We start from the raw sequence: 16677 nt of genomic DNA, 5'->3' as shown, positions 1-16677 counted from the left end.
CTTTTATGAGTATATATCAGAAAATTCGATTTTCGATCTTTCAATATAATTTTCGGCTGCATTGTAATTTTCATTGCTTTCTTTTATACTATCTAAAACCTTAACTGGCAGTTCAATTATAAATTCACTACCTTTAGTTATTTTTTTGTTAATGTAAATTTTTCCTTTATGCATTTCAACTAATGACTTTACTAAAGATAACCCTATACCACTACCTTCTTGTTTCCTAGATAGTGATTTATCAACCTGACTAAACCTTTCAAAAATTTCCTTTTGCTTTTCTAGTGGTATGCCAATTCCTGTATCCCTTACAGCTATTACTATAGTATCCTGTTTGTCATATATATTAACATATATTCGTCCACAGCGTTTAGTAAATTTAATAGCATTTGATATTAGGTTTAACATAATTCTTTCTATCTTATCTGCATCAAAGGCCATATATTTTTCTTCAATATCCGTATCAAAAATAAGTTCTAAGCCCTTACTCTCAACATATTCTACTACAGATTGTGCTATGTCCTCTACAACTTTCACAATGTCATCATTTTGTAGACTAATATCTAGGTAGCCTGCATCGATTTTTGTAATATCTATAAGATTATCTACCAACTTCAATAATCTATAAGAATTTTGCTTTATAATAGACATATATTTTTCAACCTTAATATTAGGGTTTATTAAGTTCTTATCATTATTTGTAATATTTACCAGTTGAATGGTTCCTAGTATCATATTTAGTGGTGTTCGTAATTCATGAGATATATTTGCAAAAAATTCTGTTCTGAGTTTATTATATTCAATAGTTTTATTTAATAAAAATGTTTTTTGTCTAACCTTTTGTTTTAAAAATTCTATTCTTTTACGCTCAGATATATCTCTTGTAATATTTAAAATTGTTTTTTCTTCTTCATATGATATTACTGTAGACGTAGTCTCTACCTCCAAAAATTTGCCATCACTTTTCCTAAAATATTTTCTTTCAACTGGAGGTAAATATCCACTTCTCATAGTAATATCCTCTTGTTGCTTTATTAATGTCTTACTATAATCATCAATTTCCAAAAGTTCATATGATGATTTTCCTAATATTTCTTTTGGCTCTAAATATCCCATTAATTTAGCACCGGCTTTATTTGTATACACAATCTTCCCATTGTCATTTACATACACAGCATCCGGCATAAGTTCCAAAAGCTTTTTATATCGGTTTTCACTTTCTATTAACGCATCTTCAGTTTTCTTAACTTTACTGCTACTTAACCCCTGACTGCAAGCTACTATTTCTAATTCATCAAAAAATCGCTCTATATAATTAGTAATTTTCAGCTTAACTTTATTATTGCAGCCTTCTTCTAAAACAACATCAATATATGAATTTCTATAACACTTAAATGTTCTTATAATAAATCCAATATTAAGCTTTTCAGTGCCTTGCACTTGAATATATTTAAGCATATTATTAATAATAATATGTGATATTTCATTATACCCTATGACCTTTTCTAAAACATATTCACCTTCAATAAAGTCAACAATACAACTAGATATTTTTTTTATAGCAAGAATGGAAATAAACTTTTCACCTAAATAATTATTGCTATAGCCATTTTTTTTTATATTATCCATTACTTTGAATTTTAAATATTCAGTATTACTAATATTATTACACAAGTTTTCCACACCCTACCGCCTTCGTACTATAATTAGATATTATATATTTTATAACATTATCATACAGCAATACAATATTATAGTAAAGCTTGTATTTATAAATATTACTATATTATATTTCACATTTGATATTTATTTAATAATACCCGCAAAAATACCTCCCATCCATTTTTAACACATTTGGATGAGAGGTATCAATATTATATTTATTTTTTATAACCATTTACTGTTATTATATAAATTATGACCTAGTAACCGCTAAGTTTTTAATAATTAACTTCTTCTAGGAATAATCCTTTAGCTGGTGCAATGTGTCCTGAATATTTTCTTTCTTTTTTATCTAAAATATCGTTGATTCCATCTGCTGGTCTTTCACCTAGGCCTACTTCAACAAGAGTTCCAACTATTAATCTTACCATATTTTTCATAAACCCATTTCCTTGAATACTAATTTCTACATTTCCATCTTCATTCACAATATTTATAGTATAAATGTTTCTGACAGTAGATTTTTTCTTAGTTTTAAGTGTTGTAAAACTTTGAAAATCATGTTCTCCTATTAAATATCCTGCTGCTTTTCTCATTTTTTCAACATTTAGAGGTTGTGGTATATGATATTCATATTTTCTATTAAATACATTATGTGCCTTGTTATTACATATATTATAAACGTATTTTTTAACCTTGGCATTGTATCTAGCATGGAAATTTAAATCTACTTCTTCCACTGTCTTAACTACAATGTCGTCCGGTAAATATTCGTAGCAATAACTACGCATCTTATGTGTAGGCATTTCAGCGTCTATTCTAAAATTTGCTACTTGATTTGTTGCATGAACTCCTGCATCTGTTCTACCTGAAGCTGTAATTTCAATATTTTCTCCAGCCATCTTACTTAAAACAGTTTCTATTTTGTGTTGCACAGTATTGTCACTGTCTCCAAGTCTTTGCCATCCTTTATACTTAGTACCATCATATTCTATTACAATTTTTATATTTCTCATATTTATTATTTATCCTACTTTCTATTTTAGAGTTTAATCTAATATTTTAACTGTGTCTTTTAATACATATCTTATATTATATACATATATCACGATTAATAAAACATACCATATAAAATAATTCTTAACTTTGATACTGCTGAATGAAATTTTACTACAGGATACCTTGTTTCCGTATTTAAAATGATCCTACGCTTTACAATTGCCCACTTATTCAACTTCCAAGTTGTCTTTAAATCTTTTGCACTTTTCCTTACAGCTTTTCTTTCTCTCTCACTACCATCATAAAATAGTACAAAATCAAGTTCTGCATTTTCACTATTAAATTCTGCATCGAATTTTTTAATAATACTATTAGGTGAAAGTAATAATCTCCCTGCTTTTGGCTCTAATATAAATGTAATCCCTTTCTTATTACTTGAAGATAAATAAGACTTATAAATTAGCTCACTACAAAACAAAGCGTTATCTGTCATAATGTCAAAATTATAATCGTATGCCTTTCCTAAATATTCAAAGGCTACAAATAGTGCTTTTAATTTGTCTTCCTTTGATAGTTTAGGGCGTAGTGCAGAAAAATAATCAACTTTTGCAATAACTTCTAGAGAATTTATTACCACACCAGGGGCAATAACTTCTATAATATATTGTCTATTATTTTCTCCACATAAACTATGGTATACTTTAGGATATATTACTTTTAAATAATCTGACACACACAAATAATCCCCTAGTGGCATGTCCTCAAAATACTTATCTAATTCTTCTAAGCGGCCTATATAAATAGCAGAATGAGTCCAAAATCCAGGTAATCCCATGTTGGTTAATTGGTAATTATTTCTCTTTAAAAGTACATCACCTGGTAGCAATTCACCTTTTATAATATTAATATCTTCATCGCTAACATACTTTTCTTTTCTACTAGAATAATCTACTCCAGTAATACTTATAGCAACCCATTTTTGAAATGGGAACCAAAAATCAAAAACATTTTTTCCAAAAAATTGGATCATGTTGTTAAAAACAATACTTCTATGATTTCTAACAAGCTTAATTAGATTTAAATAATTATAACTTGCATAATCTAATAATTCTCTTTCATACCCAGAAACTTCATAGTATTTCACCATAAAATCGAAGTAGTGTTTATTTCTAAACAAAGATATCATATAAGAAATTTCTGTAATTTCTTGTGTAATGTAATAATATTGTTTTTTGTTAATATTGTATTCAGGCCTACTTTCATTTAACATTGACTCCAGATACTTGTTTTTATCTATTATGCTGGCCAATAATATAGAGTTTTTTCGTATTGCTATGGTAGAAGCATAAATTAACAATATATTTTTAAATTTAATGTGTGAATCTTCTTCACCTTTTAATATAAGTTCATTCTTATATTTTTTCCTGATTTCATTAAGTCTATTATAACATCCTACGTAACTAACCCATTTATCTAATATACTCAGTTTGTTCGCTAAGGACATATTTTGAATGTCAGAACTAAATAAGACTTCATTTTTTTGAATCTCACTTACCACATGCTCTAATTCTTTTATAAGCTCTAAGGATTGGCTTATTTCCTCATTAACTTCGCTATGAACTACGCCCATACCCCTATCCCCCATAAATTGACTTTTGCAATTTAATATTATTATACCATATAACTCACTATTCCTTTACTAATATAAATTATAAAATTGAATTATTTATTTTTTTTAAAAAATATTCAATGGTAATATAGATATTTTATTTTTACATGTTTCTTTATGCACTTTTATATGTATACTATAGTTATGTTATATAACGAATTTTTGGAGGCTCATATGTTTACAAGTGAACTATTATTACGTTTTTTCAATTTGTTATTTTTTATAAATATCATTTTTGCTTTAGCAGTTGTCTTTTTTGAACGAAAAAACCCTGCAAGCACATGGACTTGGCTTATGGTTCTACTATTTTTACCTAGCATAGGGTTTATATTATACTTATTTCTTGGTCAAAATTTAAAAAAGAAAAGAATGTTTTTGCTAAAAAAAGAAGAAAAAGAAAATCTCACCTCAATTATTGATAAACAAAAAGAATATTTAAACAATGAATCACTAATTAAAACTAATCCTTTTTTGAGTAAATATTCTGATATGATGGAACTTAATCTTTGTAGTGATAATGCCTTTTACACTAATAATAACCAAGTAACTATATTTATTGATGGCAAATCAAAGTTTGATCAGCTTAAAGAAAATCTTGAAAATGCAAAAGTATATATTCATATGGAGTATTATATATTCCAAAATGATAATTTAGGAAATACTATTCTTGATATTCTATGTAGAAAAGCTAAACAAGGCGTAGAGGTAAAATTACTCTATGATGGTATGGGATGCCTCAAAGTTCCTAAATCTTTTTTCGCCTCTTTAACTGAAGCTGGCGGAAAAGTTGCATGTTTCTTTCCACCATTTCTTCCCTATATAAATCTTAGAGTAAACTTTAGAAATCATCGTAAAATTTGCACTATCGATGGGGAGTATGCCTTTATAGGTGGTTTTAATATTGGTGATGAATATTTAGGACTTTCTAAAAGGTTTGGTTTTTGGAGAGATACCCATTTATTCATACAAGGAGATTCAATAGATGCATTGGAATTGCACTTCCTAATGGATTGGAGATTTGCTTCCAATGAAGATTCTGTTTTTGATAGCAAATATTTTCCACGGAGGACCCACCTTGGGAAAACCGGTCTTCAAATGGTTTCAAGCGGTCCTGATTCCACTTTCAATTCTATTAAAAATGGTTATTTAAAAATGATTAGTAAAGCTGAAAAAAATATTTATATTGAAACCCCTTATTTTATTCCAGATGACAGTATATTAGAGGCTTTAAGAATAGCATCTTTATCTGGAGTAGATGTGCGTATTATGATACCTAGTAAACCAGATCATCCCTTTGTGTATTGGGCTTCCACATCATATATGGGAGAGTTATTAGAATCTGGTGTCAAATGTTATACCTACACTAAGGGTTTTCTTCATAGTAAATTCCTTTCTATTGATGGCTCTATAAGCTCTGTAGGTACTGCCAATCTAGATATTAGAAGTTTTACTTTAAACTTTGAAATTAATGCCTTTATATATGATAAAAATATAACTTCTAAGCTAGATGATTTTTTTAATGATGATTTAAAGTTTTGTGAGGAGCTAACTCTCCAGAAATATACTAATAGAAGTTTTATCGTTAAGTTCAAGGAATCTGTTTCAAGATTGCTTTCTCCTATACTATAAATAAAAAATACCACAAACTTTTTTAATGTTTGTGGTATTTTTTATTTAAGAGCGCCTAACATACTATATTAGGTTTTAAAATGTAATAAAAAAAGGTACAAATATCATCATAGTTAATATTGTATCCAATACTAAAGCTATACCAAATTTACCAATTGGCATTGCTTCTAAATCTTTTTTATAAAGCTTATATCCAAAGGAATAGCATATTGTACTTATAACAACACCAACCAATACTGCAACCCATTTTTGTGATAAAATTTGTGGAAGTAAATATAAATTATCTCCATAGGAGTTACTTAATACAGTTGAGGTTTTTAATGCAAAGCTTACAATTGAAATAAGTATGAAAGATAATTTCTTTTTCTTGTCTGAAAAACTGTAAGAGAAAAAAGTTATAATAGATATTAGCATGATTACAGGTATTGTCCATTTAATAGGATATATTATATAAACAAAACTATATAATATCCCCTGTAGAGTATTTAATCTGGTCTGCTTTGTTTCTACTGCTAAATGTATATTATTAGCTTTCTTAAACCTTTCATTTTGTGATCCTATATAAATCCCATATTCATCTTCTTTATTGTAACTGGCGTACGCAATTGTATCTCCACTTATGCCAGGATAAGTAGTAAGTCCTGATAGTCTAGATGCAAAGCTATAGCTAGCTACCTTATTATCTTTTAAAATAAAGTCAACTATACTGCGCTGCCTATCTTTAGTCCCAAATATCCTATCAGTTGTGGCAAAAAATCTAGCCCCTTCTTTGGAGTTATTTCCAACCACGTTATATATATTTCTATTATTACCAATATACAGTTCACTAGAGTTTTTACTGCTTCCATCCAGAGCAAATTCTAAAATTCTAGTCCCTACAATTTCTCCTTGCACACTGTATTCAATTAACAAATATCCATTTTTACTATCGCTTGAGGTAGCAGTATTCATGAATGTCATAGAATCGCTTTTATTAAGTACTCCTGCTAATTTAGGCAATGATGCTACTCCATCTTTTATAGTTATATAACTAAATCCGTCTTTTCCATTATAGTATGTAAATATACATCCACTTTCAGTTTTAACACCTGAAAATAAGCTCGCACCCTTTATATCAAAATTCATCTTAGCATTCTTAGCCATATCTAATACTTGAATTTTATCTTTATAACCCATTATTAAAATATCTTCACCTATTTGATAGGTCTCCGTTATATTTTCTATTTTCGTTCTATTTAACTCCTTTAGTTCTTTATCCAATTTTATAATTTTTAAATTGTTGGCACCATTATCATAAGAATTGTAACTAAGATAAACCTCCCCTTGCCCTTTTAATAAATTCACCTCTTTAACTAAAGTATCCTTAGTTTCAAAGGTTTTTTCCATTACTTTTTTTCCTAAATCATCTGTTACTACAAGTTGTAACTTCCCTCCATCATTAAAGGCTACAATGTTATTTTTATCATTCTTTAATATTTTAGGAAAGCATGTTATATTCCCTTTAGATATAGCAACCTCTTTACTCCATTTATCAGATGGTGGTTGTTTCCTTATATCATATTCCACTTTGTATTGGAAACCTATTATTGCAAAAAACAATACTATAAAACTTATTATATACATCTTCTTTTTCATTCTTTTGCCCCCCATTAATATTTCATTGTAAACCTTTAGATTTTTCACCCCATAATTGACTTAAATATTAACGAAGTGGTTAATTTCTTGCGAAACTAACCACTTCGTTGTTATTTTTCAGATACTAATTTACTAATTGTCTCTCACTTCCATCTTTCCTTATTTTATAATTTTTGTTATCTTTACCGTTTTTATATAAAATCCAATCACCCTGTACCTCAATGTCCACAGTCCACTCATTATTTAACTTAGTATTTCCCAGAGCATCTTTTCTGATCTTATATAAAAATCCCCCATTTGAATAGTTACTGTAATAAATCCACTGTTCATCTACGGCTTCAAACCAAGATACAGAATCAACAAGTTTCGCTTGTATTTTTCCATCCAATGACATTTTATATAATTTATCCTCATTTAACGGATTAGTAAAATATATCCAAGTTCCATCAATAACAGCATGTTTCATTGATTGTAAATATTGAAATTTTTCATTGACACTTATTGGGTAATTCTTCCTCACCCACTCATGGTCTTTAGAGATTTTTTCATCAGATAAATTAAAATAAGTATATGCCACCTTATCCCCTTCATCTGGAACTGGATCATCTAAGGTTGCATCTAGATGATAATATTCCCCATCTATTTTTACCAAATTCCAAGCATGGGGCTCTTTTTTTGCATAGGCATCGACTTCTAATACTTTAGCTTCTATTCCCGCTAAATTTAATAGTAACTTCATTGTATCAGCGTATCCTTGGCAAACAGCCTTTCCAATAATTAATGTTCCATAAGCTGTATAGGAATCCTTCGTCAATGTTCCATTTTTATAATTTTCATAATCATAAGCTGTATTTTTCACAACGTATTGGTGTATAGCTAATTCCTTCTCTAAATCACTCATATTATTATTAGTTATATTATTTACGATGTCTTTCGCTTTATCATATACTGCAGCTACCTTAGCATCATTTATTATTACATCATATTTGTTTTCTATAGCAGCATACAATTCTTTAAACTCATTGACTACGGTGTATGGCCTTGCTGGTTCTACTTCATTACCATCGTCGTTTTCAGGTACAACTTTTATAACTTTTAATTTCCAACCTTCATAGAGTTTTCTACTTGGATCACTTTTCATAACTTGCCATAGTGTAGAATTAGAAGACATTGTCCATAAATCTAAAACGTATGTGCCAGGTTCAGTGGGGATCCATTCTGTTTTCCCTCTATATTCTTTACTATCTAGCGTCCACTTACCTGTTGTAGTATTAAGAATGTGAAGCTTATAAGTATATGGTCCAGCCATTCCACTTATATCTTTAATTCCACCTACTGTTACTTTCTCCCCTACTTTGAAAGTACTTTTCTCTATATCCATATCATTTATGGTATAAACTCTATTACTATCGTTTTTTTCAACACAATTGAGATAAGAAACATAATAATTATCATATTCCTTCAGTGATTTTTCTTCTCTAACCCGTACCACAAGTCTATATTTTCCAACCCAAAACTTCTTATCTGGAGAAATCTCGTAAGGTTTATCTGCATCCACTAAAGGAGTATAACCATTAGTGATATCTTCGGATGTTTTTGTGTTATCACTATATATCCAAGCTCTATATTGAACCTTTTTTGCATACTTTGAAGTAATGTAAAATTTCTCTTTTTCACCTGCCACTAGTGGCGAATGTCCAACACCCACAAAAGATACTTGTACACTTTTCTCCGTATCTTTTACTGTAATAACTTTAAGCTTCCATCCTTCATATAACTTACTTTCTGGACTTTTAATCATGGTCTTCCAGAGTGTAGAATTATAAGACATATCCCAAACTACTAAAACATAGGTTCCTGGTTTGGTAGGTACCCATTCTAAATTGTTCCTAAACCCCTTATTATCTAATATCCATTCATTAGTTTCAGTATCATATACATGAAGTTTATATGTATATGGACCTTTCATTCCACTAATATTTTTTATCCCATTTATCGTTACCTTTTCGCCTACTGTATAAACATCTTTAGAAATATCAACATCACCTGCTGAATACACTCTATTATTATCATCTCTATTTACACAGTTTAAACTAGCTATATATTCACTATCATAATTTTTTACAGATTTTTCTTCTTTAACCCAAATTATAAGCTTGTATTTACCTAATTTAAATTTTTCACTAGGCGTAACCATATATGGTTTACTCGCATCTAATGATTCTGTATACCCACTAGTAATTTCTATCTTTTTATTCATGTTAGCATCAATTAAAAACACTCTATATTTAACTCTCTTAGCTCCCATAGCCGTTAAATAAAAGCTTTCACTATCCCCTGCAATTAATGGAGAATGATCTACTCCTACAAAGGCTATCTTGACAGCGTTTTCTACTGCCATTACATATTTAAAATTCCCACATAAAATAATGGTAAGGAATATAAGTAACAAAACTTTAAATCCTTTTCCAGTTTTCCTCAAAAATCCACCCCCTTTGATTTTAGAACCACAAGCGTTATAAATAAAATCTCAGTATGTATTTCACAATTTACACAACACTTGTTAATATTTTGTCATAAACATTTTTTGCTATAGTTGGTAAACTTCCAACAAGTTTCCAATGAATATATTATACACGAAATACTTTTTTTATTCTATATACAAAGGCTATGATATTTATTTATTTTTTCCTTGAAATAGGTATACTAAATGAAAAATCACTGCCTTTTTCTATTTCACTTTCAACCCATATTTCTCCACCATGTTCTTCGATAATATACTTACATATAGCTAGTCCAAGGCCTGTCCCCTTGGGTTTATTTGTAAGAGTATCACCAACTTGGCTGAATTTTTCAAATATATTTTTTTTATCTTCCTCTCTAATTCCAATCCCTGTATCACTAATACTTACTATTACATTCTCTTCCACCGCTCTAGCTGTACATACGATACACCCTTGCTGCGTGAATTTTATGGCATTAGAAATAAGGTTAATTATTACCTGAAGTAATTTATCTTTATCTGCCATAATTTTAGGAAGTGATTCTCTTATATTTAGTATAACTTGAACAGATTTGTCTCTAATAATTGGATTAGTTAAGGTTATTACCTGGTTTATAATTTCTTCTATATCAATTTCTCTCATATTCAAACTGATTTTTCCAGCTTCCATCCTTGATATATCTAATAAATCATTTATAAGACATGATAATCTATCGCCTTCTGATAAAATTATATTTATATCTCTTTTTATCTTAATGACTGCTATTTTATTTTTATCATTTTCAAGATCTAGCTGCTCCACTATAACTCCTTCAAACTTGCGCTTAACCATTTCTGCAAAGCCAATGATTGAAGTTAACGGAGTCCGGAGCTCATGAGAAACAGTCGATAAAAAATCTGTTTTCATCTTATCCACATCTTTTAGTTTTTGAAAAAGCGTAGCATTTTCTATAGCTATGGCTACTTGCCTAACAAAGGAAAAAACATTAGCTCTCTCACCTTCATTATAAGCTGATTTTTTATGATTTAGCATTATCACTGCCCCATATATATTTTCTTTATAAATTATTGGAATTATAAATAAGCTTCTCATATGGTATAATAATAATAATTCAATCCCTGTGCTATAATTTGTATAATCTGCTTTCTTTAAATCCTTAATATAGTAGGTTGTCCCAGACTTTGTGATTTTTTTTAGTAGTTCAATACATTTATTATCCTTCAAATAACTGCTTATGTTTGTTTCTTCTTCACACCCATGACAGGCCGTAAGTTCAAAATTATTACCATTTTTAAGTACACTTATAGCAATATCATAATCTAAAATTTCATATAAATTTTCCAGTAGCCTATTAAAAATATCATTGATATCTGTTGTAGAACTAAATATATTAATAGTAGCATTAATTTTCTTATCAAATTCATTAGATTTTTTAATCATTAGCATTTTTATATGAACAATTGCAATGCTTGCTATAATTAAGATGCCTATATATAAGTAACCGTTGTTCTCTAATATCTTTATCATACTATACCTCTATTTATTATTAATCATCTTCGATGCTATTAATCATCTTCGATGCTATTAATCATCTTCGATTCTGTTAAATATTTTATATAATTTTACAATCAAAACACAATTTAATACTGTGCTACAATGAAAATAACAATTATTTTACGTTATGTCAAGTATTAATAAGTATTTAATGTATTCTATCTATCATATGAAAGAGGTGACTTTATGAGAAAAGCTGGTAAAGTAATCAATATTGAAAAAAATAAAGTATATATCATAACCGCAAAGAATGAATTTGCTACTCTCGAAAAGCATGCGGCTTCACCTAAAATAGGTGAACCCTATGCAGGTGAAGAATTTCATAGTGTTGCCATTTGGAAATATTTATTAGTAATCGCTTGCATGGCAGTACTTTTATTTTCAATAAAAAAATTATATTTAGATAATAAAAATAATTATTCCGTTATTGTAGACATGAATTCTTCTATAAAGATGGAGGTAACTGGTATGGATAAAATAAAAAAAGTTGAAGGAGTAAGCTCTGGAGGCTATAAAATTAAGCAACTTCTTTCTTTAGAAGATAAGCCATTGGACGTGGCCTTAACATTAATTCTAGATGAATCTATTAAGCAAAAATACCTAACTAAAGCACATGCAGATGATGGTTTTAAAATTTCTATATTTATTTCTGGAAACAAAAATAAGAGTCCCATTAACTTGACTGAGTTTATAAAATACGCCAACACTAATAATTTCAAGGTATTAGTAAATAATAATGAACAAGTTAAAATTGACTAAGGGTATCCCTTCCAGGATACCCTTAGTTCTATTTATACTGAGGTATTTCAAATATTAAAGATGCATTACTGCATTTATCTAAAATTTCTTTAATTCTGTAACTTTGTTTATATGCCCAAGCTATATCCGTAGCATATTGATGAACTCCTGGACTCTCTGGGTTCCATCTCATTTTATATAATGTGTTCTGTTTACGAGTGCTATTGTTAATATACTGAGTAGAAACAAATTTAATTCCACCTTCTATAGCAGCCTCTACAGTAAACCACCCCTCCTTATATGCTCTTTCAGAGCCTAGTTTATTTGGATTTTCATCCCATGCACCTATACCAAACATATTGTATGTTGTTTTACTTACAACTGGTTTTCCAGCAACTTGATTAACCACTATACCTTTAGCCAGTGCTGATGATCCATGACCAGTTTCTAAAATAGCATGGGCAATAATATAGGCTGGATTAACATCATATAGTTTACAAGCATCTATTAGTGTTTTTCCTTGTCCTTCTAATATTCCCTCGCCCTTTAATAAACTATCTACATCTTCTACAGTAATTCCATCAATATAATTCAATGTTAAAAATTGATACACAGCATAATCATGATTTTCAAAATTTTTAGGGTTGAGATATTCATAAATATCTTTATTACTAGCCTCTAACATATAATTAGGTACAACATTAAAAGCGTCACCTTTACTTTGCATTCCTACAATTTGATCTATTGTCTTATCATATTTTTCATAATTATATTTCTTATTGCCACTATCTATTCTTGGACTCTTATCTAATACTTCTATAGTAAAATTCATGGTTACAGGCGCCTTCAGTGCATTCCTCTTTAAATCCTTTATACTTTGATAAATTTGCAAAGCATAAGTTTGTCCATTTATATATCCTCCATCTGGTGGTTCTACTTTTATGGTATTATTTATAATGTCATATGATATTTTTACCTTTGCTGGTAGTCCTATGGGATTATAAACCCTAACACTATCACTAAGCTTGTCTACATTAATTCCTTGATTAAACTTAATCTTCCACACTTTATCAGCTGGTACATTTGTCTTATGTTCCATTTGAATAGGCCTGGTGGCTGCTATAACATTATTGGGAATAAATATAAATAAACCACACATTATAATTAGGAATAATTTTAACTTGTTTAAAATAATTTTACTTATCAATTTATCTTCCCCCTATACTTTTTATTAAAAATCAACTAAAGTATCTCAATCCACTAACTTGTCTTAATCAACAACTTCACTCCAAAATCTAATTAATTTGCCATTTCTCTTTATGTTTTGATGATTATTTAATATAATGAAATAAAACATTATTTTTGTTAATAAACGGTTTGTCCACAATTATTCCATTGCTTATATTCATATGGATATTCTGCCGTATATTATAACTATTTTACCATATATTATTAATTATTCAACTTAATTTTACTTTACAATTCCAAAGGACGGTGTAAAATGAAAACCATAAATAATGATAAAGAAAAAAACATTATTCAGCACTATGAAAATTTTGCTTCAAAAACTAGATTAAATAAATTTATAAGTGAAACGGGTTTTTGCTCTAGGCGCGCGGCTGATAAAATGATTGACGAAGGCAAGGTTAAAGTAAATGGTAAAATTCCTGAAATGGGCACTCAAGTATCTGCAGCAGATTTCATTGAAATAAATGGTAAGCCATTAAAAAAAAGAGAAGAATTAGTTTATTTAGCTTTCAATAAACCTGTTGGAATAACCTGCACTACAGAGCATAAAATCAAGGGGAATATTATAGACTTTATAAATTTTCCAAAAAGAATCTTCCCCATAGGTCGTCTTGATAAACCTTCTCAAGGTCTCATCTTTCTAACAAATGATGGAGACATTGTAAATAAGATTCTACGATCAGGTAATAACCACGAAAAAGAGTATATTGTTGCTGTGGATAAACCCATAACCACAGATTTTATAAAAAATATGGCAAATGGCATAGCTATACTTAATACTGTAACTAAAAAGTGTTTTGTAAGAAAAGAAAGCAAATATGTTTTTAGAATAATTTTAACAGAAGGCCTTAACCGTCAAATTCGAAGAATGTGTGAGTGTTTAGGTTACGCGGTGGTAAGACTTGAGCGGCTTAGAATTATGAATGTTTCTATAGCTAAATTACCTATTGGTAAATGGAGATATATAACACAAAATGAACTAGTAGGTATTAATGATTTAATTTCTGATTCTATTAAAACTGAAAATGCCTCAAAATAATATACCTATACAAAAAAAGCACACAAAATTGTGTGCTTTTTAATTTATATAGAGTTATAAACATTATCAACAAGTCATTTGTGGATAACTTGTTACTCTTAGTTAACAATGACTATTTTATTTAACTTATAATTCTTTTGGAAATAAGACTTTAAATTCATCAGTTATTATTGCTTTATTTTCTTTAACTTCTTTCAAAGATGGTTCGTCTTTATCTGAGAGTGCTATTATCACGTCGTATACTGTTGTAGGCACTTTACTTGCATCATATACTACTATGTAATCCTTTTCAAAGCGTACGCCATTAACATTGTTGTAGTACTTATAAGTCTTTGAACTCTTAGCATCAATTTTATTATCTGCCATAGCTTTTTGCCTTACGGTAGTTGCCTTTGCATCGTAAGCTACTAGTGCATCTTTTTTCAATATTTTTAAATTGTAGTGATCTGAATAATACTGGTCTTTCTCTGAAATACTGTCCATCATTTGAGTTAGTGACTCAAACTTAATAGCTTCTTTAGCCGGTTCTGTAGTTTCAGTCTTTTTAGTTTCTTCTTGCTTTGTAGCTGTATCGTCTTTAGTTACATTTTTGTTACCTGAGCAAGCTACTAAAGAACCCGCCATTACTAATACCAAAATACTAGATAAAACCTTTTTAACCATTTAAAATTCCCCCTAAGTGATGTTATTTATATTTACTACTGTCTTCATAATTTAAAGCAAATAGTATAATAATAATTTAAATTTATGTAGTTTTTTTCCAATGTATTAATTTGACACAAAATATATTATATCATTAAAAAATATTTAAGCAAGCGTAATGATGGCAAAGTTTCTTTATTTTATATATATAAATTATAAATTTCATATTTTATACAAGTATTCTTTACTTATATATTTAATTATTTTTATAAATTTATTGATAATCTAATTTATTTAATGTTTTTTATTTAGATTAACAGATTATACACATTAAAACTTACTAGTCCACAAATGTATTAAACCTATATAGGTTTTTTTAAAAAAATTATATACAATTCAATACTTATGCACATTATCCACAATTGCCTTGTGTATAAGTTGTGGAATTGATGTTATGAACTGATTATTAGTATTAATTAGAAATATTTTTTATGAAAATATGTATTTTTTTTCATTTTAAATAAAATATTTGAAAATTTTAATTTTAAGTTATGCACATTATCCACAGTTTTGTTGATAACATGTTAATAACTTTTATTCTATTTATTCACATTTGTTCCTTTTATTATAATAATAATATTGCTGGTTATTATTATTATCCTACAGGTTACTAATATGGTTTCTGCACCTTGCGTATCATCTAGAACAGATATTTCTTCTGATTTTACCACTTTACTTTCGTAACACATAATAAAATGCCTTGATTACATCCGTATAAAATGCTATATTAGGCACATGAAAAAAATAAATAAGTTAAATATGCTAGGTCTATTGAACTTATTTATAAATTAAATTGAAAAGAGGTAATTTGCTTGAGAATTGGAATGGGATACGATGTTCATAGATTAGTTAAAGATAGAAGTTTAATAATTGGCGGAGTAAACATACCTCATGAAACTGGGTTACTAGGTCATTCAGATGCCGACGTTCTCATTCATGCTATTATGGACGCTCTTTTAGGAGCTGCAGCTCTTGGTGACATTGGGAAGCATTTCCCTGATACCGATGCTAAATATAAAGGTGCCTCTAGCATTGATCTCCTTAAACATGTAGGAACTTTAGTAAAAGCTAAGGATTATATAATTGAAAATATTGATGCCACAATTATTGCACAAAGCCCTAAAATGGCACCGCACATCCCTTATATGGTAAAAAATATAGCATTGGCATTACAATTACCCATAGATAAAGTTAATATTAAAGCTACTACAGAGGAAGGTCTAGGTTTTACTGGTAGCTGTGAGGGGATCTCATCCAATGCCATATGCCTTTTAAAATAGAAACTTATAACTTTTTCG

General features: G+C 28.9%; 13 protein-coding genes. 4 read left to right on the top strand and 9 right to left on the bottom strand.

The features are described 5' to 3' along the window. Window positions 1-3: 3 nt before the first annotated feature. The 3 genes from Ctaglu_RS00205 to Ctaglu_RS00195 form a co-directional block, all read right to left on the bottom strand. Window positions 4-1683: a PAS domain-containing sensor histidine kinase gene (locus Ctaglu_RS00205; protein ID WP_124996869.1), complete on the bottom strand. Its 1680-nt coding sequence runs from the start codon at window positions 1681-1683 to the stop codon at window positions 4-6. Window positions 1684-1940: 257 nt separating this feature from the next. Continuing rightward, on the bottom strand, window positions 1941-2678 hold the full coding sequence (gene truA / locus Ctaglu_RS00200) for a tRNA pseudouridine(38-40) synthase TruA (protein ID WP_124996867.1): 738 nt from the start codon (window positions 2676-2678) through the stop codon (window positions 1941-1943). A 95-nt stretch (window positions 2679-2773) separates the two neighbouring features. After that, a complete protein-coding gene (locus tag Ctaglu_RS00195; RefSeq protein ID WP_185732549.1) occupies window positions 2774-4291 on the bottom strand; it encodes a YiiX/YebB-like N1pC/P60 family cysteine hydrolase in 1518 nt (505 codons plus the stop codon). Window positions 4292-4504: 213 nt separating this feature from the next. On the opposite strand from Ctaglu_RS00195, the gene cls reads away from it, so the two are divergent. Beyond that, window positions 4505-5959 (top strand): cardiolipin synthase, encoded by a 1455-nt coding sequence (gene cls, locus Ctaglu_RS00190; RefSeq protein ID WP_124996863.1) that lies wholly within the window; start codon window positions 4505-4507, stop codon window positions 5957-5959. Window positions 5960-6034: 75 nt separating this feature from the next. Here the strand turns inward: cls and Ctaglu_RS00185 are convergent, their stop codons facing one another. From Ctaglu_RS00185 to Ctaglu_RS00175, 3 genes are all read right to left on the bottom strand, one after another. Continuing rightward, entirely contained in the window at window positions 6035-7594 is a 1560-nt protein-coding gene (locus Ctaglu_RS00185; RefSeq protein WP_124996861.1) for a hypothetical protein, read from the bottom strand. Window positions 7595-7718: 124 nt separating this feature from the next. Continuing rightward, a complete protein-coding gene (locus Ctaglu_RS00180; RefSeq protein WP_124996859.1) occupies window positions 7719-10076 on the bottom strand; it encodes a DUF5050 domain-containing protein in 2358 nt (785 codons plus the stop codon). A gap of 199 nt (window positions 10077-10275) precedes the next feature. Then, entirely contained in the window at window positions 10276-11625 is a 1350-nt protein-coding gene (locus Ctaglu_RS00175) for a GAF domain-containing sensor histidine kinase (RefSeq protein ID WP_124996857.1), read from the bottom strand. 213 nt (window positions 11626-11838) lie between these two features. Here Ctaglu_RS00175 and Ctaglu_RS00170 point away from each other — a divergent pair, with 213 nt between their 5' ends. After that, the gene (locus Ctaglu_RS00170) at window positions 11839-12411 is read left to right on the top strand and encodes an anti-sigma-I factor RsgI family protein (protein ID WP_124996855.1); all 573 of its coding nucleotides are present in this window, start codon (window positions 11839-11841) and stop codon (window positions 12409-12411) included. A gap of 28 nt (window positions 12412-12439) precedes the next feature. Here the strand turns inward: Ctaglu_RS00170 and Ctaglu_RS00165 are convergent, their stop codons facing one another. Next, the gene (locus Ctaglu_RS00165; protein WP_124996853.1) at window positions 12440-13597 is read right to left on the bottom strand and encodes an N-acetylglucosaminidase; all 1158 of its coding nucleotides are present in this window, start codon (window positions 13595-13597) and stop codon (window positions 12440-12442) included. Window positions 13598-13891: 294 nt separating this feature from the next. Between Ctaglu_RS00165 and rluF the strand changes: the two genes are divergently transcribed. Further along, window positions 13892-14677, top strand: coding sequence for a 23S rRNA pseudouridine(2604) synthase RluF (gene rluF, locus Ctaglu_RS00160; RefSeq protein WP_124996851.1), 786 nt, complete (start codon window positions 13892-13894; stop codon window positions 14675-14677). Window positions 14678-14803: 126 nt separating this feature from the next. On the opposite strand, the gene Ctaglu_RS00155 is transcribed toward rluF, so the two are convergent. Continuing rightward, window positions 14804-15340 (bottom strand): hypothetical protein, encoded by a 537-nt coding sequence (locus tag Ctaglu_RS00155; protein ID WP_124996849.1) that lies wholly within the window; start codon window positions 15338-15340, stop codon window positions 14804-14806. A gap of 578 nt (window positions 15341-15918) precedes the next feature. Next, window positions 15919-16068 carry a sortase family protein gene (locus tag Ctaglu_RS24960; protein ID WP_185732548.1) on the bottom strand — a complete coding sequence of 50 codons (150 nt, stop codon included), beginning with the start codon at window positions 16066-16068 and terminating at the stop codon, window positions 15919-15921. A 123-nt stretch (window positions 16069-16191) separates the two neighbouring features. On the opposite strand from Ctaglu_RS24960, the gene ispF reads away from it, so the two are divergent. Beyond that, a complete protein-coding gene (gene ispF, locus Ctaglu_RS00150; protein WP_124996847.1) occupies window positions 16192-16659 on the top strand; it encodes a 2-C-methyl-D-erythritol 2,4-cyclodiphosphate synthase in 468 nt (155 codons plus the stop codon). The last annotated feature ends 18 nt before the right edge of the window (window positions 16660-16677 follow it).

The sequence above is a fragment of the Clostridium tagluense genome (genome assembly GCF_003865095.1).
In the GTDB taxonomy this organism is placed as follows: domain Bacteria; phylum Bacillota; class Clostridia; order Clostridiales; family Clostridiaceae; genus Clostridium_AD; species Clostridium_AD tagluense.
Note: the sequence above shows the minus strand (reverse complement) of the source record. Positions and strands in the feature narration are given on the sequence as shown.